This is a genomic window from Alteromonas sp. KC3 (assembly GCF_016756315.1).
In the GTDB taxonomy this organism is placed as follows: domain Bacteria; phylum Pseudomonadota; class Gammaproteobacteria; order Enterobacterales; family Alteromonadaceae; genus Alteromonas.
In genome coordinates this window covers 2803193-2825296 of the sequence record NZ_AP024235.1, presented here as the reverse complement: position 1 = coordinate 2825296, position 22104 = coordinate 2803193, and the positions used below count along the sequence as shown (strand labels likewise).

Sequence of the window (22104 nt, the reverse complement as noted above, 5' to 3'; positions counted from 1 at the left end):
ATTGATGTTAAATGATAAAAGTGGAGTGGGTTATGACACAGTCTGTAAAGTCGCAAGTTAGTGAACAGGAATGGCAAACACGAGTCGATCTTGCCGCATGTTATCGTGCCGTAGCCATGTATGGCTGGGACGATCTCATTTTTACACATATTTCAGCCCGTATTCCTGGGCCTGAACATCACTTTCTGATTAACCCCTACGGCATGATGTTCGACGAAGTAACTGCCTCAAGCTTGGTAAAAGTAGACCTAAATGGCAACAAGGTGATGGACAGTGAGTTTGACATTAATCCTGCGGGTTTTACAATTCACAGCGCCGTGCACGAGGCAAGGGATGACGCCAAGTGTGTGCTGCACTTACACACGGCAGAAGGCGTTGCTGTCTCCATCTTAGAAGATGGTTTGCAACCCTATTCCCAACAGTCTTTGTTCCCTCTTGCATCGCTTTCGTACCATGCCTATGAAGGCGTAGCGCTGAATCCTGAAGAAAAAGCGCGCTTGGTAAGAGATTTAGGTGATACTCAGTTTATGATTTTGCGAAATCATGGCCTACTAACCTGTGCTGATAATATTGCCGATGCATTTTTGTTTATGTTTATTTTACAGCGCGCATGTGAAATCCAACTGAAAGCACAAGCGACTGGTCAGCCACTTATTCCAATTCATTCTGCAATACTGCAAGGCATTCAAGCACAAGCTTCTGAGGTAACAAAACAGGCCGGTGGTGCGTTGGCGTGGCCGGGTATCAAGCGTCGTCTTGAACGCCGCTTTCCTGGCTTTGATCAATAACACTGTCTAATTTTAAACAATCTGATTGGCGCTAGGTTACTCATCGCGTAAGTTGCGGTACACTTAGCGCCATGAAAATACTCCTCGAAGATACTATTCCATTTGGTAGTGATTACCTCAACGACCTTGCTGAGGTAACCACTTATGCGTGGCAATCATTGCAGCCAGAGATGCTAAGCGATATTGATATCTTAGCGTTGCGCTCGACAACAAAAGTCACACCTCAGCTACTTCAGTATGCAAATAAACTCAAGTTTGTGACCACTGCTACAGCGGGCACTAATCATTTGGATAAAACATTTCTTGATAGTGCAGGCATTAAGCATAGCTCAGCCGCGGGGTGTAATGCAGTAGCGGTTGCCGAATACGTATTGAGCGTATTATTACATGCACACAAAAACCAAAAAATATCACTGGCCGATGTGACGGTTGGCATAGTGGGCGCAGGTAATGTGGGGAGTGCGCTTTCGGCCATCCTGAAAACACTTAATATCAACTATAAGTTGTGCGACCCGCCCCTTGCTAAGTCAGGCGACTCACGCGATTTTGTATCAATGGGTGAAATTGCACAGTGCGACGTTATTTCGCTGCACGTGCCATTTATAAAGAGCGGGCCTTTCGCCACAGAAACGCTTATAGATAACGCTTTTCTTGAGCAGTTAAATGCAAATCAACTACTCATAAACGCATGCCGCGGTGAAGTAATCGACGAAAATGCTTTAGTCACAATGCTAAACGGCAACAATGCGCCAACTGTTGTGCTCGATGTATTTGACAATGAACCGAACATTAACACCGCGCTTTTTGAACACGCGTGGTTTGTGACGCCTCATATTGCAGGTCATTCTGTTGAAGGTAAAGTGCGTGGCACGCAAATGATCTACGAACAGATTTGTGAGGTACTGGGAAAGCCTGTAGAAAAGCGATTAAGCGATTTTCTCTCGCCAACACAACCCATTAAGATAACGCTTAAACAACCACAAGCACGTTCTCTTTCATATGATGATTTAGCCACAATTTTTCTGAAGGTCTACGATGTGGCGATAGATGATGCTAAAACGCGAGAGACACTACTTCCCAAAAAAGGGGGAAGTGGCAAATTAAGTGAAGCTGATGTCGGCGATAGGTTTGCGCAACTTCGTAAACAATATCGAATTCGAAGAGAGTGTAGTGCATACACGTTGCATACAACGCAAGAAGTTAGCACTCAGGTAGCGCAAACTTTAAGGCAGTTGGGCTTTACTATCAAACACGCAGACAAAATATTGGAGCAGTGAGATAGGCTGTGAAAGGTTGGCACAGTAAATTTACTCGCTACTTGAATCTTTAAGAAGTAATACAACCATAGATGAGAAGTTTAAAAGCAATGTATTCTCATTTTTTTAATTAGGAGCACAAAACATTATGTCACAAGCGTTTGACGTCGCGGTACTTGGCGCCACTGGTTTAGTGGGGCAAACCATGATTGAACTATTAGAAGAGCGCGATTTTCCAGTTAATAAGCTGTATCCGCTTGCCAGTAAACGTTCAGCAGGGAGCACCGTTTCGTTTAAAGGTGAAGACATTGAAGTGTTAGACGCCGATGAGTTTGACTGGTCACTCGTTCAGTTTGGTTTTTTCTCAGCTGGCGGCAGTATATCCGAAAAGTTTGCGCCACTTGCCGCAGACGAAGGGTGTATTGTTATCGACAATACTTCTCACTTTAGATATGAGCCAGACATTCCGTTGGTTGTACCCGAAGTTAATGCTCATGCGCTGGCCGATTTTCGCAATCGAAATATTATTGCAAACCCAAATTGTTCGACCATTCAAATGTTGGTTGCATTAAAGCCTATTCAAGATGCAGTAGGTATTGATCGTATCAATGTGTGCACGTATCAATCTGTATCAGGTGCAGGCAAAGAGGCGATGGAAGAACTCGCGAAACAAACCGCTGGCTTACTGAATGCACGTGAAGTTAAAGCAGAAGCATTCACGCGCCAAATTGCATTTAACGCTATCCCACAAATCGATGTTTTCCAAGACAACGATTACACTAAAGAAGAAATGAAAATGTTGTGGGAAACACAGAAAATAATGGGTGACCAAAGTATTTTAGTTAATGCAACAGCGGTAAGAGTACCTGTTTTTTACGGTCACGCAGAGGCTATACACCTAGAAACGCGTTCACCCATAGATGCGCAACAGGTCAAAGAGTTACTTGCCAATGCGCCTGGAGTGACAGTGTACGAAGGCAATGAGCAATTCCCTACGCAAGTTGGTAACGCAAGTGGTAATGACATAGTTCATGTTGGCAGAATTCGAAATGACATTACGCATCCTCGTGGCCTTAACCTTTGGGTTGTTTCTGACAATATCCGAAAAGGGGCGGCAACAAACAGTATTCAAATAGCAGAAACGCTTATACGCGACTATTTGTAAGCAAAACAGCTGTTGGTATTGAATGCGGTAAGCACAGAAAAAGTAAACATATTTCTGTGCTTGCCGATAGAAATGATAGTTGGCGAAAAGCGTAAATCGATGACACAAACTAGATTGCCTACCACAACTGGTTTATAGTTTGTGTAACGCTATTGTTTTATTGCTTGTGGTATTTGAAAAAATAACCAGAGGTCAGTGGTTTATCTAGTTTAAAAACAACAAAAGAACACGTATCGCGTACGTGTTGCACTGACCACAATTGTCACCGCAAAATGTTAGGAATGCGGGTGATTTAAGAACAAAAATAAAAGCCAATAAAGTTATCATAATAAAGATTGGCTCAAAATCCGCTTCGACGTCACAAGCGGTAAAGACGCTTGAGGGCATATAGGACTGCTATGAAATTGCATTTGACGGGCTTACTTTTACTTACACTTTGTTTGTCTGCCCCTATCGTTTCTGTCGATGCACAGGAGCGTTCCACGCTATTAAAGGGCCCCAAAGACGCCAGTAATCAATATTCTGGATTGGAATATGGTCCAATAGACTCTAGCGATACCTTATGGCGCATAGCGGAGCGTTACCGCCAAAATAATAACCTGTCTGTTTATCAGGTTATGACCGCTATCTATGAACTCAATCCAAATGCCTTTGAAAATGGCAACCTCAATTTGCTCGTTGATGGCGCGGTTCTCAAACTTCCCTCAGAGCGCTATATCGCGCGTATTGATAAACAAAAAGCGCAAATGCGTGCAGAGCAAGATGATAGAGCGTTTGCGGAGCTTCTCAACAAACCTGGTAGCAGTGTAAGAAATATTAAGCCAGCTTCACCGCTGGTGAATCAAAATGATCTTACACAGACCCAAAGCGATATCGAACAGAAAATTACACGTTTAGACGAAGAGCAGACGCGCCAGTTCGATGAACTTCGCATGCAATTTGCGGCGTCACTTGAAAACGTGCAAGCCATACTGGATGAAAATCGACGCCTATACGAGCGCGTTGAAGCCGTAAACGGTGAGCTTGAGACCTTGCGCGGTCAAGTTGAAGGTGATGTTAAGTCTCAATTGGATATGCAGGTAGCGCTTCAGCAAGAATTGCTCGATATGATCAGAGCCGAACAAGCGCAAAGAGAAGCTGAAAAGCAGGACTCCATTTTAAACGCATTAACCAGCCCAATGAGTCTAATTATAGGCACGGGCGTTCTCACGTTACTTTTAGTGGGCGGTCTAATTACTTGGCTATTAAAGCGCAATAGCAGCACTGAAGAAGCACCAGTAACTACACCACCTATTACCTCGACTACTGACGACGTACCGGTTCCTGATGAAGATATTGGAGACCTCTCTAGCGCGCTAGCACCAGATTTGGGTGAGCAAACGGAATTGTCAGATGATGATTTGTTTAACGATGATGATCTTCTAGATGACGTACTCACTTCTGATCTTGAAGATACCCTTGATGACGAATTAGACACATTTGCCGATCTTGAAGATGACATGCTGGTGCCAGACGAAGGCACAGATGATCTTTTCGAAGAGGGTGCTGATGAACTGGACCAAGATGAATTAGATAGCCTTTTCGACGATGACGACCTGTCTGATAAGGTACTGAGTGAGGGTGAAACTGATGACCTCGAAGGTTTCGATTTATCTGGTGATGATGATGTTTTTGAAGAAACTGAAGATACCACAGATAGTGAGACGAGCGAACAAGCACTAGACGAAGTTTCAGATGATGATTTTGATATTGACGACTTACTCGACGATGTTCAAAGTCAGGGCGACGCTGAAAGTGAGGATGAAGAGACACTGGGCACAAATGAAGATATTGGTGCACCCGACGATAATGTTGATGACGATGATATAGATGCTCTGTTGGCCGGTGCATCGCTTGATGATGCTGAAGAAGAAAGTGAGGATACTTCTCCTAGCTTGCCTGCGGTAGAAGATGATGATGACACGCCAGAAATCAGTATTGACGATTTATTAGAAGAACACGGCGTAGATGCTGGGTTGACTGATGAGCTTGACAGCAATGATGATCTCATCAATGAAGAAATGCTGGAAAAACTCGACGACGAAATAAACCAGCAAAATAAAGAAATAAACAAGATTACAGACGATTTGCTTAATGAAATAGAGCAAATTGAAATGATGGGTGGTTTAGGCGACGAGTTCGCTGAAGACGACGAAATAGAAGATGAAATTACAACAACACCATCACCTTCGCCACAGTCTATTCAAAGCTTAGATGACATTGCCGATGATTTGGATGACATCGATGTTGGCGAAGACGTTGATGGCGTAGCTGATTTTTCTGACCCGTTATCTGATGATCTTATTGCTGAGTTGCAAGCTGAAGATGAAAGTGAATCCTTTGATAGTACTAGCGAAGTAGATGAAGAACTAGCTGCTGTTGAAGAAGCTGAGGACAGCGAACCGTCTAGCGAAATTGAATCAAGTGAAGATTTTGAAGATCCGTTTACCGACGAATTATTAGCTGAACTTGAAGCTGATTTAGAAGTAGAGCCAGAAGAGCCTGAATCAGTACAAGAAACCAACGAACTTCAAGATGAAGAAGACTTCAGTGATCCCCTTACTGATGAGCTTCTTGCTGAGCTGGAAGCTGAGGAAACTGACTCCGCAACCGACGCTGATTTATTAGCAGACGAGCTGCTATCGGAGCTTGAGGCGGAAATCGAAAACGAGTCAGAAATAGATCAAGTCGACGATATCAATGATGCTTCGCCTAGTGATGATGATGAGCTAGCACAAGAAAATGTTGAGCAAGGTGCTGATTTAGATGAAGAAAATCTTGACATCGAAAGTGCTCTAGATGACGCTCTTGCAGAAGCAGAAGCAGAAGCAGAAGCAGAAGCAGAAGCAGAAGCAGAAGCAGAAGCAGAAGCAGAAGCAGAAGCAGAAGCAGAAGCAGAAGCAGAAGCAGAAGCAGAAGCAGAAGCAGAAGCAGAAGCAGAAGCAGAAGCAGAAGCAGAAGCAGAAGCAGAAGCAGAAGCAGAAGCAGAAGCAGAAGCAGAAGCAGAAGCAGAAGCAGAAGCAGAAGCAGAAGCAGAAGCAGAAGCAGAAGCAGAAGCAGAAGCAGAAGCAGAAGCAGAAGCAGAAGCAGAAGCAGAAGACCCTTCTTCCGATCCGTTGGATGATGCCATTGAGGATTTCGATCAACAAATGATGGACGATATTCCATCGTTTGGTGAAGTAGATACAGACGCGCAGCCGTCTGAAGCACAAGCTCAGTCCGATGACGATTTCGATGACAGCATTCTCGACGAAGCCTTTGATGACGTAGACAACTTTGAACTAGAGCAGGAAGTCGACGGCGTCGACGCATCTGAAAGCCAAAGCGAAGAAAATCAAACTAAGGCCAACGAAGAATCAGATATCGACGAGTTGGACGATGTTCCTGGTTTAGATGACTGGTTATCGAGCAGTGATGACGAGGGGAACGACAGTCACGCAATCCTCAATGATTTGGACAGCGCTGAATTTGATGAACTTTTACAGAGTTTAGAGTCTGAAGAACCTGTAGATACAAGTGAGCTAGAACCTGTCTCTGAAAGCGAACAATCAAGTGAAGAAAATACAAACTCTGACGAAGCCGACGAAGCCGACGAATCCGACGAAGCCGACGAATCCGACGAAGCCGATGATGATGTATTTGAACTTGATGACGCAGAGGAAGTGGAAGAAGAAACAACTGTTGCAGATGCTTCAGATAACGACGAATCTTCCTTTGCACAAGACGACGACTTTGAACTAGAAGATGACGACCTAGAATCATTTTTTGAGTTAGGCGATGAAGATGAGTTAGAAGACACGTTTTCGTTGGAAGAAGACGATGCCCCTCTAGACAATGTTCCTCTAGAAGAAGCAACGCTAGTTGATACTGAGCATAAAGATTCAGACGATGAACACAATGAATCTGTATCTTCAAGCGCTGCAAGCGACGTAGCCAAAGAGGAGTCGCTTCAACTGGATAACCCTGATTTGGATTTGGCGGCGCTTTTAAATGATGGTAGTAACGATGCTTCTAGCGATGACCTAACACCGCCTGAAGATTTTCTTGATGTCGAGGCGCTTATGGATGACGGAGACGACACCATTGACCCAGATAGCCAAGAACTCGACTTAGACGTCAGTTTGTCTGAGTTCACGGGAGTTACTGACGAAGATACGGTTATTGATATCGACAAGGATGCTGGCCAAAACGCCAATTTAGATCTTGCTCGTGCCTATATCGAAATGGATGATGTAGACGCTGCAAAAGAGCTGCTTGAAGAGGTTATGGTTGAAGGTAGCGATGAGCAGAAAGCAGAGGCGGAATCGATATTGAAATCTATTCGCTAATTGCATGTTGGGTGTGACATGACTACACTTAGCGCCTTTTAGCATAGAGGTATCACAGAGATGGGGCGAATTGCCTTAGGCATAGAATACGATGGCGCTGCGGTTTATGGCTGGCAACGTCAGCGTGAAGTACCTAGTGTCCAAGAACATCTAGAAAAAGCACTTTCTACAGTAGCTAATGAGCCTATAGAAGTTCAGTGTGCTGGTCGAACAGATGCGGGTGTTCACGCGACAGGACAAGTCGTTCACTTTAACTGCGATGCGCCAAGAAATGAACGAGCATGGACATTAGGCGTAAACGCTAATCTTCCTGACTCGGTAGCTGTAACCTGGGCAAAGGTCGTGCCTGAAGATTTTCATGCTCGTTTCTCTGCCACACATCGACGCTATCGTTATGTGATACACAATTCGAAAATGCGTCCTGCTATTTTGCATCATGGCGTCACCCACATTCATCGCCCGCTTGATGAAGCAAAAATGCATGAAGCGGCTCAAGCACTTCTAGGCGAGCAAGATTTTACTTCATTTAGGGCGGCACTTTGTCAAAGTAATACGCCGTTTCGAAACGTAACTGACGTGAGTGTATATCGCCAAGGGCGTTATGTTGTTATCGACATACGTGCCAACGCCTTCTTACATCATATGGTACGGAACATTACTGGCGCACTTGTAGAAATTGGTGCGGGAGAACAGGGTGTGGATTGGATTGCATACCTTTTAAGCCTTAAAGACCGCAGTCAATCTGCCGCGACTGCCAAACCAAATGGTTTGTACTTAGTTGATGTAACCTATCCCGACACTTATGGCTTGCCAAAGCCGCCATTAGGTCCTTTATTCTTGCCTGACCTATAGCGAAGCATGTTGACAAACACGGTCTGAACTTATTCCACTTTCGGGTTCCACTTTCGGGCCGTTTGCGACGTTTTAACGAAAATACTGCAATTTAACCACTCTTTTATTTGATAACACGAAGTTGTTTTCTATATTTAAGATACAGGGTTAATTGAATGCTATGAGGTTTTTGTTTAGGGAAGTCGATTATGGTGACAGTGAAAGCATGCCTTAAGCAGGGAGCGCTTTTTATAGCGAGCCTGTCAGTTTTTTGCACTCTGATTACTCATTCTGTAGCCTCTCCAACTCAAGTGCGTTTTGCCATAAATGCACCGGGTTCACCACCATACCTTTTTTATGACAAGCTTTCACAGAGCTATCGCGGCGTAGTTGTAGACTTCTTTTCGTTTGTAGAGGCACGCGGCGACTACGTTGTGTCGTATTTAGATTCAAACCGAGTGCGCAGCGAAAACTTCTTGCTGCAAGGCGAGGCGGATGTCTTTTTATCTGCTGTTGAGTGGCTTAATAATCCCGAATCATTTGTGCTTAGCGATACCTTCATGAAGCATGCTAGTTATATGTATTCAACGTCGGCGTTTTATGGGCCTTTTGTGCCCGCTGATAATCCAAATGCCAGTATTTGCACGCGCTATGGATTTATTTATCCGGTACTGCAAGAGTTCTTTTACAAAAATAGTGGCGGATTAGTCAGAGTAAACTCGAACAGTCAAACCACCATGGCCATGATGTTGGCTCGCGGAAGGTGTGATTTTACAATTATGAGCGAGCAGAACGCGTTGTCGATTATGTTTGAGGAGCAATTTTGCGACACAGCCTTTTACCAATCATCAAATGTTATTAGCGATGTTGAACTGGTTTTTGTAATACGCCCTGAGCTTGCAGCGCTTCGCGACATTATCAAACTAGAGTTGAAAAATTTTACTGATAGTGGTGCGCTTCAAGAGTCTATCAACCGGCATTCGGGTATCCATCGATTCCCCAAGCATAAATGTCCAGCGTAATGTAGCAATGCGGTATTTTGCTATCATTGCTGCGAGCCTCATGCGGTTTTACCCGTTGCTAATTTGGAATAACCAAACCACCTAAGTCGTTCATAGCCTGATACTCGCTTGGCGTGGACGAAAAGTGTACCGCAAAGATCAACACGCTTTGGTCTGTCCTAACTTCTTAGACCAGTTTTGTTTTTTCCATTTCGTTGTATTGTGGTCTAATAGCGCGCTATATTAGGTAGCTGTTCTACTGAATTACGACTTTTTTCTTGGTAATTCAGTATGAAACTTAAAAAATTAATGTGTGACTGGCCATCATGTGAACAAATATCAAAAACAATGGCGAGTAACCAAAAACAAAGGATTCAATTTCCATGAGCTGGATTCAAAAGATTCTTCCGCGTACGCAAACATCGACCAAGGGCAATGTGCCAGAAGGTATCTGGACAAAGTGTGGTTCTTGTCAGGCGGTTTTGTATAAGAGCGAGTTGGAAAAGCTTCAGGAGGTTTGCCCTAAGTGCGACCACCATATGCGTATTACTGCACGTCGCCGCATCGACGCATTTTTGGATGATGGTGATCGCGTTGAATTAGGCGCTGAACACGAACCGCAAGATATTCTTAAATTTAAAGACTCTAAGCGTTATAAAGACCGTATTGTAGCTGCACAAAAGCTAACAAATGAAAAAGATGCGCTAGTTGTAATGCAGGGTAAACTTAAAGGTATGCCTGTCGTTGTGGCGTGCTTCGAATTTGCTTTCATGGGCGGTTCAATGGCGTCTGTAGTTGGCGCTCGCTTTGTGGCTGCAGTCAATGCGTGCCTTGAAAACAACACGCCGCTTATTTGTTTTTCAGCAAGTGGCGGTGCGCGTATGCAAGAAGCGCTTATGTCTTTGATGCAAATGGCAAAAACATCAGCTGCTTTGGCCAAGATGAGCAAGAAAGGACTACCTTATATCTCGGTGTTAACTGACCCTACAATGGGCGGTGTTTCAGCGAGCCTTGCAATGCTAGGTGACGTCAATGTGGCAGAGCCTAAAGCACTTATTGGCTTCGCTGGTCCTCGTGTTATTGAGCAAACTGTTCGTGAAAAACTACCAGAGGGCTTTCAGCGTAGCGAATTCTTAGTAGAAAAGGGCGCAATAGATATGATTGTTGACCGCAGAGAAATGCGTGATAGATTACATAGCCTGTTGGTTAAGTTACATAATAAGAATTAGTGAATAACAAAAATACTACTACCATCGGCTCAGAAAGTGCGCCTGCACTATCCCCTAAGAGTCTGAGCCAATGGCTATCTTACCTCGAATCTATTCATCCTAACGCCATCGATATGGGGTTAGACAGAGTGAAAGCGGTGGCAAATGCCATGTCACTCGACCTAAACGAATCTTTGGTCATTACCGTTGCCGGTACAAATGGTAAAGGCACTACGTGCCGTTTACTTGAGCAAGTATTTCTGCGTCAAGGCAAACAAGTTGCGGTTTACAGCTCTCCTCATCTAACAGATTACCGTGAGCGCGTTAGACACAATGGTGAACTCGCGTCAGAAAAGGCGTTTGTTGAAGCCTTTGAGTTTGTGGAAGCGTCACGTGGTGATATTACTTTGACCTATTTCGAGTTTGGCACTTTAGCGGCAATGAAGATGATGCAGCAGTGGGGTGTTGACGTTGCTATTTTAGAAGTAGGTTTGGGTGGAAGGTTAGATGCCACTAACATCATTGATGCTGACCTTGCCGTGATTACCACTATCGACCTTGATCACCAAGATTGGTTGGGTAATACGCGCGAAAAAATTGCCCGTGAAAAAGCAGGTATCATGCGCAAAAAGGGGAGCGCTATCATCGGCGAACTGTTCCCTCCTTCGTCACTTTACGATGTGGCAAACGAACTATCTGTTAATGCCCTATGGGCAACACAAGATTTCAGTGCTGTAGTGGCAGATAACAATCAATCGTGGTCTTGGAAAGGCAAGCGGAACGAATTTACAGATTTACCTTATCCACGTATTCCATTGCAAAATGCCAGCACCGCATTGGCGGCGCTAGAGTATCTTGACGCGCTACCTGAATCTGAGGTGTTAAGCGAAATATTGTCGAACACAACGATGCCTGGGCGTCAGCAGACTATCAGTACTAATCCGTTAGTGGTGGTTGATGTTGCGCATAACCCGCAGGCAACTGAAGCGATGAAAGCATGGCTTTCGCGCTATGACGTTAATAAAATTCGCGTTGTTGTTGGCATGCTAAAAGACAAGTCTATTGCACAGACCTTGGCACCATTAAGTGCATTAAATGCAACGTGGTATACCGCTACTACATCTGGCCCTAGAGGGTGTAAAGCTGAAGTTCTTGAAAATGCACTTGTTAATGCAGGCACAAGTATAGAGAATATAGCGACTTACGACGACGTAAAAGCAGCTTATCAACGCGCGCTTGCAGATTATCAAGACGGTGAACTCGTTTTAGTGTTTGGTTCATTTGTTACCGTAGCAGACGTGCTTGACGCATAGTAATCAGATACTCATAAACGAGTAGTAACGCATTTCAAGCAGGAGAGAATAGTGACATCGGCATTAAAGAATAGACTGGTTGGGACCATTATCGTGGTCGCCCTTGCCGTTATTTTTTTACCAGACTTTCTTGATGGCAAGAAACAAACGAACAGAGAGCCATTTGTTTCTGTTCCTGCCAATCCGCCTAAGAAGCCTATCGTTGAGCCTGAACCATTTCCGAGTGAGCGTGTCGCTAAAGCGGCGGTACCCGCTGTGGAAATTGAAGACGAGCCTGCGCTCGATGATGTGTTAACTTCGAAAACGCCGAAAGAGACCTCGGTAGAAGATACTTCAACAGCAGCTGTCGCTCAGCGAGAGGAAAAAGATGACCTTGCTAGTCAAACCGTTGTAGAGGCAAAAAGCGAAGCGGCTGATGATGCAGGGTGGGTGATTCAACTTGGTAGTTTTAGGCACGAGAAAAACGTAAAAGTGCTCTTGGCGAAACTAGAAAAAGCCGGTTATCGAGCGTTTAGCCGTAAAATTCAAACCAGTTCAGGCCCACTTAATAAAGTATTTATTGGTCCGGATTTGGAAAAACAAAAATTGGATGCCGCACTTCCACACCTAAAAGAGCTTACTGGCCTTAAAGGTAAAGTAACGACATTTAAAGTGGAATAAAGGAGCGTTTTCGCTCCTTTTTTATAAGTACGAAGGCAACACAAATTTATTACGCACTAGTAATATTTTTAGCTTCTGTTAGAATGCGCGCCATCTCGCCAAAGGCTCGTTGCTTTTATTTTTTAAGCAGCACTAACGCAACAAAGAGACGATGAACTGGGTAGACTTTTCCATACTGGGTATCATTGCGGTATCTACCTTAATAAGCCTAATAAGAGGGTTTGTTAAAGAAGCCATTTCTTTAGTGGTATGGTTCGCTGCACTCTTCATTTCAAGCAACTTCTACGCTGATCTCGCAATCTACTTTACAGCCATTGACGATCCCTATTTAAAAAATGGCGCAGCTATTGCGGCATTGTTTGTCACTACGCTTATACTTGGTGGCATGATCAACTTTGCAATAAGCCAGTTGGTTCAAGCCACTGGCCTGTCAGGTACAGACCGAGCGCTCGGTATAGTTTTCGGTGCATTGCGCGGCGTATTAATAGTCAGTGCATTGCTCTTTTTTATGGACACCTTTACTGGCGCGGCTTCCGCTGCTTGGTGGCAAGCGTCGGTACTCATACCTGAATTTGGTGTCATTATTGAGTGGTTTTTCAGCTATGTGAAAGACTCCTCCAGTTTCTTAAATCCCGCTTGAAATAGGTAACGCACATGTGTGGTATTGTCGGAATAGTTGGTAAAACGCCCGTAGCTCAGTCTCTGTACGACGGTCTAACGGTTATTCAACACCGTGGACAGGATGCTGCAGGCATAATGACTATCGACCAAAATATGTTTAATTTGCGTAAAGCAAATGGTTTGGTTCGAGATGTTTTCCATACGCGTCATATGAAAAGGCTCTCTGGTAATATGGGCATTGGTCACGTTCGCTATCCAACAGCGGGTACGTCGAGCTCGGCAGAGGCGCAGCCTTTTTATGTTAACTCACCGTTTGGTATTGCTTTCGCGCACAACGGAAACTTAACTAACGCACATGAGCTGCAAGAAGAAGTATTTCGCATTGCTCGTCGTCATATTAATACCACCTCAGATTCTGAGTTACTGCTAAATATTCTTGCTCATGAGCTTCAGCAAGTAGCGGGTCTTAGCGTAAGCGCTGAGCATATCTTTGAAGTCGTTACCAAAGTTCACAAAAAAATTCGCGGCGCATATGCTGTTGTAGCGGCCATTATCGGTCAGGGCATTGTAGCGTTTCGTGACCCCCACGGCATTCGCCCACTAGCGCTAGGTAAGCGTATGACGGAGCTTGGTGAAGAGTGGATGGTAGCATCAGAAAGCGTGGCACTCGACGCGGTAGGCTTCCAATTTGTACGAGACGTAGCGCCAGGTGAAGCCGTATTTATCACCGAAGAAGGTCAATTGCATACGCGTCAGTGTGCTGAGAACCCGGTGACGTCACCATGTATATTTGAGTTCGTTTATTTCGCTCGTCCTGATAGCTTTATTGATGGCATTTCAGTATATGCTTCACGAGTAAATATGGGCCGTAAACTCGGTGAGAAAATTAAACGCGAGTGGTCTGATTTAGATATTGATGTTGTGATTCCTATTCCAGAAACGTCGATGGATGTAGCACTTCAAATTGCCAATACGCTTGACTTACCATACCGCCAAGGCTTTGTTAAGAACCGCTATATTGGTCGTACTTTCATCATGCCTGGTCAAACCATGCGTAAAAAGTCTGTTCGTCGTAAGTTGAACGCGATATCGTCAGAATTTAAGGGCAAGAGCGTGCTACTCGTTGATGACTCTATCGTTCGTGGTACAACATCAGGTCAGATTATAGAAATGGCACGTGAATCTGGCGCGAAGAAAGTGTACTTTGCTTCAGCCGCACCAGAGATTCGTTTCCCGAATGTATACGGTATTGATATGCCATCGGCTAACGAACTCATTGCGTATGGCCGAGAAATAGACCAGATTGCAGAACTTATTCAAGCCGACGGTCTTATCTTCCAAGATATTTCAGACTTAGTTGAAGCGGTTCGAGAAGAAAATGAATCTATCCAACGATTTGAAACATCTGTATTTGACGGTAATTACATTACTGCGGATATCGATCAAGAGTACTTAGAGCGCATCGATATGTCTCGCGGTGAGAAGTCGCGCACGGCACCTGTTGTTCAGGCTGAATTGAGCAATCTTGATGTTCATAACATTGGCGCTGCAGACGATTAATACGTAATAGGTCAGATTGAAACAAAAAGCCGCTTCGAGAGCGGCTTTTTTTATGTTTAATTGCTATGTACTTAAGTGTATTGACCTTAGCTGCAAAAATGCACAGCAAACGTATACAGTCTAATGTTAGTGAACAAAAACGGGACCACCGTACAATCCCCATACTAAAACAGAGCCTGTCATAAGGATAACAAGTAGAACCAAGCCGCAAGTCACTACTGAGCTAGAATAAATAAACCCCTTATCTTCTGGCATATGCAGCATAATAGGCACACCAGAATAAAGCAGATAAACCGAGTAGCTAATACCAACAAGCAGTGCGGTCATTACAACCCAAAGTTCAGGGTAAAGTCCGGCAAACCCCACCATAAATAAAGGTGTTGCAGTATAAGCGGCCAGTTCAAGCGATTGCGTATAGGTAGGGGACGCTTCAAACGCTTTCGCAAGTTCGTGAATCAGTACAGCAAGTGCAATCACACCAGCAACAAGCCCAAAGTACATACCTACACCCATCATGACGGCGCTTGTTTCGCTCAGTCTTATTACATCGCCTGCGCCAATGCTCCAGCCGGTATGAGCGCTAGAGTAATAGGCAACCAATGACGGGATCAGTGCAATGAAAGCGATATGAGTTAGCGCGTAGAAATAGGTTTCATGTTTGATATCTATAGTTTGCCACTCTTCTTTAGGGTGCGTATAGATACCAATCAAATGGTTTAAAATCATAAAATCCTGCCTTATATAACCATGGTTATTTGTTGTTATGGATATATTGTTCTAGGCAGTGAAAACACGAGGAAACGCTTAGTTTGCAAAAAATGACACAGTTATTTGCGCAACTATAACGATAAAAGCAAAGATGCATAGCATCACAGAACTGCCGTTAACAATATCTTTACAATTTGAGTGTGCAGTAATAACTATGATGCGTCAATAAATTTGATTAAATAATGATCTGTTAACGTAAGTGCCACTTGCACTCATGCGGCAACAGGTGAGCCAGAATGGAAACGAAAGGTATCATCATGACTTTGAATAAGCGTTTTTTCCACCGCGCCAAAGTGTGCAACCCGTTCAGAAATATCTACGGGTGATATTGCAGCAGCAAGGGTTAAATAGTCTTCAAAATGGCGAGCCTCAGAACGCAACAAAGACACATAAAATTTGCCGAGAGCTTCTGAAACGTGAGGCGCAAGCTTTGCAAAACGTTCACATGAGCGAGCCTCAATGTAGGCACCACAAATCAGTTTGTCTACTAGCTTTTCTGGCTCATAGGTTCGTACGTGTTTAAGCAGCCCATTAGCATAGCGGCTAGAGGTCACCGACTTATAGTCAAAACCAAGTTCATACATAATTTCCAGCACTTGGTAAAAGTGGTGCAGTTCTTCTTTTATTAACATCACCATTTTATCAAGCATGTCTTTTTTGAACGGGTCTAGCCCTTCAACATTGAACACATTTTTAGAAAGGTGTTTAGTATTTAGTGATTGCCAATCACCTTCATGGCGATAGGTGAAATCTTCGTAAGGTTTTAACCAACCCAGCAGTACTTTACTGGTTTGTTCATCTGCTACATAACGGCGTAACAAATACATGGCGCTTTGTGCTGCTTTTAGCTCACAAATAAGGTGATCGGTTAGCAAAATTCGCAGATTTTCTTCTTTTCTTGCTTCATCTATCCAAGCTTGTGGGGTCTCAGAGTGCAAAAAGGCATTGATAGGTTGAAGAAGAGAACTGACTTCAGAAGAAGAAATGACTGACATTGTGTTACTTATCCCAAAATTTTTTGTAAGCTTGCGGTGTGCGTTATAAACGCGGCGGCAATACTACCTGATAGGTGATGTGGCATACAACTTAAAAAACTAACAGGCAACCCAATATGAATTACCTCGCACATTTGTTCTTTGCTCAAGCCACCGAAGATTCACATTTTGGCAATTTGCTGGGTGATTTTAGGCGAGGCACAGCAACGTCGCAGTTTTCAGATGCGGTTCAAAGAGGGCTTGCCAATCACTATGAGGTTGACAAATTTACCGATGCACACCGAAGTGTAAGAGAAGCCAAACAGCTTTTTGCCTCAAGTCGACGTCGGTTTGCACCTGTCGCACTTGATATCTACTTTGACCATTTACTCATAAAGCACTGGTCGCGATTTACGCAAGAAACTTTTGACGCGTTTACCACGCGAAGCTTCACGCTTTTAGAGCGACGTTTGCCCTACATGCCACGTTCGATGCAACACAGTATTGGCCATATGATTACCCATAATTGGTTTGATGATTACGCTAAAGAAGAGGGTATTGCAAAAGCCATTTCAGTAGTGGCAAAGCGGATACGATTTAAGAATAACTTTCATCAAGCGGTGGATGATATTGAGAATAACCAATGCGCCATTGAAGCGCACTTTCTAACGTTCTTTCCAGAACTCCAGCAACACATAAACCAATATGGTCCTGAGAATGTGTTTTTACAACGCTAAACGATTTACACACAGCGAAAATGGTAAAGGTGAGCATGAATGTCGACGATTATCGAAGAAATTCGTTAGTTTATCGCGCAATTTTCAGAGAGTCGCAGAGTGGCGGTATAGTGTACAACGTAAACACCATGTTAATTACAAATAACTAGAAAGACTTTAAAAATGATAAAACCACGCTTAATTTCAAGGAAAGGCGCAGCATCATTGGCATTAATAGCTTCGTTATCATTAACGTTGATAGGTGTCCCCGCTTTCGCTGATACTAACTCAAGTGCCCACAATCGCAGTATACCAATAGACAGCAATGTGATTACACAGCACGAGACGAAAATTCTCGGCAAGCGCGTAAAATATAGCGCAACCACAGGTACACAGCCCGTATGGAACAGCGAAGACGAAGCTGTGGCTACGTTGTTTTACACTTACTATCAACGCACTGACATTAAAGATAATGCCAGCCGCCCGTTAATAATATCTTTTAATGGTGGGCCTGGCTCTGCCTCAGTGTGGATGCATGTTGCTTACACTGGCCCTCGCATTCTTAATATTGATAGTGAAGGTTTTCCTGTTCAACCTTACGGTGTGCAAACCAACCCGTATTCTATCTTAGATGTTGCTGACATCGTTTTTGTTAACCCGGTCAATACGGGTTATAGCCGAGTTTTAGAAGATGCAGATGGCAAAATGCCGTCAAAAGACGAGCAGCAGAAAATGTTTTTTGGTGTTAACGCTGATATCAAATATCTAGCTGATTGGGTAAACACCTTTGTTACCCGCAACAATCGCTGGCGTTCACCTAAATATTTAATCGGTGAGAGTTACGGTACAACTCGAGTCTCTGGTCTAGCCTTAGAATTACAAAGTCGCCAGTGGATGTACCTTAATGGCGTGGTACTGGTATCGCCAACTGATATTGGTATTGAACGCGATGGTCCAGTGAAAGCAGCAAACCGCCTGCCATACTTTGCAGCCACTGCGTGGTATCACAAAAAGCTGGACAGTGAATTGCAGAATAAAGACCTTACTGAGCTGCTCCCCGAGGTAGAAGATTTTACCATTAACACCCTCATTCCAGCGTTAGCGAAAGGGGGCTTTATTGGGCTTAAGGAAAAGCGTGAAGTGCTTGCTAAAATGGCTCGCTACTCTGGTTTGTCTGAAGAAGCCATTGCTCAAAATAATCTTGATGTTAGTACCTCTTTCTTCTGGAAAGAACTGTTAAGAGAAGAAGGTAAAACCCTTGGTCGACTTGATAGCCGCTATTTGGGTATGGATGAAAAACAAAGTGGCGATCGAACCGATTATTATGCAGAGCTGACTTCGTGGCTTCACTCATTTACGCCTGCTATTAACTATTACTTACGTGAAGAACTTAACTACAAAACTGATACCAAGTACAACATGTTTGGCAATGTCCATCCTTGGGACAGAACCAACAACAAAACCGGTGAGAATTTACGTCTAGCGATGGCTCAAAACCCGTATTTGAATGTGATGGTTCAAGCAGGTTACTACGATGGTGCAACTAATTATTTCGATGCTAAGTATACTATGTGGCAGCTGGATCAAAGCGGCAATATGAAAGATAGATTGAGCTTCAAAGGGTATAGAAGTGGTCACATGATGTATCTACGTCGCGACGATTTAAAACAGTCGAACCAAGACTTACGCGAGTTTATAAAATCTAGCACGCCTGAAAAAGGTGAGCCTGCAATGTATCGGCGCTAGGCACAAGGCAATATAGTAAAAACATCACACTTAATAATGGCGGTTTTACCGCCATTATCTTTTGAATCATCCGCCTTCTTATACTTTTAAACTACTTTTCATACAGAAAGATCGCTTAATGTCTTAATTACGACTACGCTTTCAAAGAGCAGTGGTACGCCTGTTTTCTGCGATAGCTCGTCTTACTCGCAACAACATCCTCAGCAGGAACTTAAGGAAAGGGAATGGCCACAAAATTACGTGAAAACCCACTTCAAGCCGCTAACACGCATACCCAGTCAAAAACCTGTTACGCCGTATGGAGCGCTGGCAATGGTGAATCCATTGCTGCTGCAGAGTCAGGAACTTTCTTTCATATTAACGATAGTGCGGTTAAACCAATAAAAGTGAATTCAACTTCAGACTTTTATGATGTTCATGGATTTGCGCCTGATGACGTGTGGGCAGTAGGCACGTTCGGTGCAATCTGGCATTTTGATGGTAATGAATGGACCGAAGTAGAGAATAATCCCACAAAGAATACCTATGACCCTACATGGTTTGAAGCGGTGTGGGGAAACAGTTCAAATGATCTGTATGTATGTGGCGATAACTCTGAAATATTGCATTTCGATGGTAATAAATGGACCTACCTAATGAAATGGGACCGTATTAGCCATAACCCTTATCCCGATAGATGGTACTCGCTAGCGGGATTAGAGGACGGCACTATCTATGCGGTAGGCAGTCCCTATAAAGCAAACGGCGTCTTCAAAGGCGGGGTGGTGCGTATTCAGCCCGGTCAAGCGCCTGAGCTACTCGATGCACCAACAAAAACACCATTTATTAATGCAATAGCCAAAATTCCAAACACTAACGAATTACTACTTTGTGGCGGCGACGGTACGCTTTGTCGAATCGTTGGAAATAAAATTACCAAAGAAGCAACAGATGTTGTGAAGAAAAATGACAAGTTCTATGCCATCCACGCCATTGACGAAAAAAATATCATTGTTGTTGGCTGGAGTACGCTTCTTCAATTTAAAGACGGGCAATGGTCACGGCTTTATGTCGCGGGAAGGCCCTTTCTTGAAGGTATTGCCTATAGCGGAAACAATCAGCTAGTTGCAGTGGGGTGGATGGGGAAAATACTCAATTATGACATATCGCAAAAGAGGTGGTCGTGTTTGCACAATGGCAGAGTAGATGAAACCCTTACCATTGCAAGGTCGAACAATGGCGGCTTGATTGCCTCATGTGATGGAGGAAATTTGATAGTCGCCTCGCCAAGTGGAACTTTTAGCCAACATTTGCCTTGCAGAAGTGATGTTAAACTGTCATTTGGCCTGTCTAATGGAAATATTGTGCTTGCAGGAGGAAGCGGATATATCGCCGAAGTCATCGTGCAAGAAGATGGCGACTTACACTATCACTTTGAAAATCAGAACAGTGCAGACTGGAGCGCTGAATGTGGCGTTTCAAAACACAATGAAGTGTATTTAGGGTGTAGTGATTTGGCCGTTAGAAAATGGTCAAACGGTAACTTGTCTGAAATTGAGGGTGTTGACGCTTTACTCGAGGCAACTGACAGGGGTGAAAGGTTAAGCTTTGAAGCCATTTTTATTGTTAGCCATACACAATTCTTAGTGAGACTAAGTAGTGGTTACCCCAAAGTGCTTAAATCCTATTTTGTCGATCTTGAAGAAAATACGGCTGAACGTTTGGATATATCCGTTGATGAATTAGTCGCGGTGTCAGAAGACGAAATATTCGTTATTGATCTTGCGTCTGTCTATCGGGTGACAGATCTCTTTAAGCGATATTCGTGGACTAAGATTGCGGATATTAAAGACCATTGGGTTTCCTCTGATGAGACAGCCAGCAGTGCATTATTTTCTGATGGTAAAATTATAGTAGGGGGCAGTCGAGGTAGTGTACTGCTTTGCGATAAAGATAAGACTGTGTCCACGCATCATACGGGTTCGTATAGCAAAGTAACGTGCTTTTCTACGCTTGATGACGGTGTACTTCACGTGGGTCACCGGTGGGGACGGATCAAGAAAATTAAGCTTACCTGTAGCGAAGTATCAGGTTATTCCATTTCTGCACCAACGTGGTGGAGTGCTTTGGCCATAGAGTCAGGCACATTAATGTGTGGTCAGGATGGTGCAATAGGGTTACTTGAAAAAAGCAGTGTAACCGCCGACATAAAACCCAATAGTCACCAAAAAGACTATTTGTGCAGCGTAGAAATTGACGCCGAATTAGTATGTTTAGCAGGGGTAGAAAGCATAGTACTGTGGCGTAAGGCAGAAGAAACACCGGTTACGTTTGCAATTGCTAACTATGTTTTTACAACGGCTAATTTTCATGACTCGCGCCTTTACCTTGGCACCAGCGGGGGAGAGGTACTCGTCATTGAATCTACCCAGCTACAGTCAAGGCAATTGACAAAGCGAGCCATTTCTAAGCTATTTGAAAAACCGCTACCTTCGCCGGTCGTTGATTTATCCATACTGGAAGGTGGTGTACGCATTGTGTGCGAAAATGGAAAGGTTTATTTTTCAAATAGTAGCACGTCGCTACTGTTTGATTTTCACGGTGTTCTTAAGCGTGGGGCTATTTCGCAAAACTGCGAAGCAGCGTATTTTGCTGGGTATTTAATTCGTACTTTCTCTACCCCCCCATACGATAGAATGGTGGTTGTGAAATTTAATTCTATTTACGATGTTGATGAGTTGGAATTTCCCACCGGATATAATGGCAAGTTATTAACTCGCGAAGTTAGCGCCTATGCTCCTGACGATAAAAACGGTTTTTGGTTTGGTGGGCAATCAGGGGAACTCGTGATTACTGTCGATGGGAACTGGTATCAGGTATCAACAGGTATAGGAAACCACTTGCAAAGCGTAACGTCCAAGCATGATCGCTTAGTTGTGTGTGGCCGGTTTGGGGCTGTACGCTTTGGCGATATGACAATATTTAGAGCCCGAATAGAAGAACTAAACCAACATGTCGAACTGCTTGCTGAAGTAGCTGCTACTGTTGCTATAAAGCCAGCGTCCAACTTGGGCGTAGTAGAAAGACGGGTTTACGATATGCTTGAGCAAGACGAAGTTGAAATGCATTGCCTTCCCATTGAGTAGGCAAT

16 protein-coding genes are annotated in these 22104 nt (G+C 43.9%); 14 read left to right on the top strand and 2 right to left on the bottom strand.

Translation table 11 applies throughout. The features are described from left to right. Positions 1-32: 32 nt before the first annotated feature. The 11 genes from JN178_RS12620 (at position 33) to purF (ending at position 14770) form a co-directional block, all read left to right on the top strand. The gene (locus JN178_RS12620) at positions 33-788 is read left to right on the top strand and encodes a class II aldolase/adducin family protein (RefSeq protein ID WP_159626221.1); all 756 of its coding nucleotides are present in this window, start codon (positions 33-35) and stop codon (positions 786-788) included. A 71-nt stretch (positions 789-859) separates the two neighbouring features. Continuing rightward, positions 860-2065 (top strand): 4-phosphoerythronate dehydrogenase, encoded by a 1206-nt coding sequence (locus JN178_RS12615; protein ID WP_202261875.1) that lies wholly within the window; start codon positions 860-862, stop codon positions 2063-2065. 127 nt (positions 2066-2192) lie between these two features. After that, entirely contained in the window at positions 2193-3209 is a 1017-nt protein-coding gene (locus JN178_RS12610; protein ID WP_202261874.1) for an aspartate-semialdehyde dehydrogenase, read from the top strand. A 398-nt stretch (positions 3210-3607) separates the two neighbouring features. Then, on the top strand, positions 3608-7576 hold the full coding sequence (locus tag JN178_RS12605; RefSeq protein WP_202261873.1) for a FimV/HubP family polar landmark protein: 3969 nt from the start codon (positions 3608-3610) through the stop codon (positions 7574-7576). Between the two features lie 60 nt (positions 7577-7636). Then, positions 7637-8428, top strand: a complete 792-nt coding sequence (gene truA, locus JN178_RS12600; RefSeq protein ID WP_202261872.1) for a tRNA pseudouridine(38-40) synthase TruA — start codon at positions 7637-7639, stop codon at positions 8426-8428. Positions 8429-8616: 188 nt separating this feature from the next. Continuing rightward, entirely contained in the window at positions 8617-9429 is an 813-nt protein-coding gene (locus JN178_RS12595) for a substrate-binding periplasmic protein (protein ID WP_202261871.1), read from the top strand. 362 nt (positions 9430-9791) lie between these two features. After that, positions 9792-10637: an acetyl-CoA carboxylase, carboxyltransferase subunit beta gene (accD, locus tag JN178_RS12590; RefSeq protein ID WP_159626210.1), complete on the top strand. Its 846-nt coding sequence runs from the start codon at positions 9792-9794 to the stop codon at positions 10635-10637. Further along, positions 10637-11929, top strand: coding sequence for a bifunctional tetrahydrofolate synthase/dihydrofolate synthase (folC, locus tag JN178_RS12585; RefSeq protein ID WP_202261870.1), 1293 nt, complete (start codon positions 10637-10639; stop codon positions 11927-11929). Before accD ends, folC begins: the two co-directional genes overlap by 1 nt. A 51-nt stretch (positions 11930-11980) precedes the next feature. Further along, complete coding sequence (locus tag JN178_RS12580; RefSeq protein WP_202261869.1) at positions 11981-12589, top strand: SPOR domain-containing protein; 609 nt, start codon at positions 11981-11983, stop codon at positions 12587-12589. 151 nt (positions 12590-12740) lie between these two features. Beyond that, positions 12741-13229, top strand: coding sequence for a CvpA family protein (locus JN178_RS12575; protein WP_159626204.1), 489 nt, complete (start codon positions 12741-12743; stop codon positions 13227-13229). Between the two features lie 14 nt (positions 13230-13243). Then, entirely contained in the window at positions 13244-14770 is a 1527-nt protein-coding gene (gene purF / locus JN178_RS12570; protein WP_159626202.1) for an amidophosphoribosyltransferase, read from the top strand. Between the two features lie 126 nt (positions 14771-14896). Here purF and JN178_RS12565 read toward each other — a convergent pair whose 3' ends face one another. Next, positions 14897-15496 (bottom strand): Yip1 family protein, encoded by a 600-nt coding sequence (locus JN178_RS12565; protein WP_159626200.1) that lies wholly within the window; start codon positions 15494-15496, stop codon positions 14897-14899. A 254-nt stretch (positions 15497-15750) separates the two neighbouring features. Continuing rightward, on the bottom strand, positions 15751-16533 hold the full coding sequence (miaE, locus tag JN178_RS12560; protein ID WP_202261868.1) for a tRNA isopentenyl-2-thiomethyl-A-37 hydroxylase MiaE: 783 nt from the start codon (positions 16531-16533) through the stop codon (positions 15751-15753). A 116-nt stretch (positions 16534-16649) separates the two neighbouring features. On the opposite strand from miaE, the gene JN178_RS12555 reads away from it, so the two are divergent. The 3 genes from JN178_RS12555 to JN178_RS12545 all read left to right on the top strand — a co-directional run bounded on the left by JN178_RS12555 (position 16650) and on the right by JN178_RS12545 (position 22099). Next, complete coding sequence (locus tag JN178_RS12555; RefSeq protein ID WP_202261867.1) at positions 16650-17249, top strand: acyl carrier protein phosphodiesterase; 600 nt, start codon at positions 16650-16652, stop codon at positions 17247-17249. Between the two features lie 162 nt (positions 17250-17411). Continuing rightward, positions 17412-18974: a S10 family peptidase gene (locus JN178_RS12550; protein ID WP_202261866.1), complete on the top strand. Its 1563-nt coding sequence runs from the start codon at positions 17412-17414 to the stop codon at positions 18972-18974. A 224-nt stretch (positions 18975-19198) separates the two neighbouring features. Continuing rightward, complete coding sequence (locus JN178_RS12545; protein ID WP_202261865.1) at positions 19199-22099, top strand: hypothetical protein; 2901 nt, start codon at positions 19199-19201, stop codon at positions 22097-22099. Positions 22100-22104 lie beyond the last annotated feature (5 nt).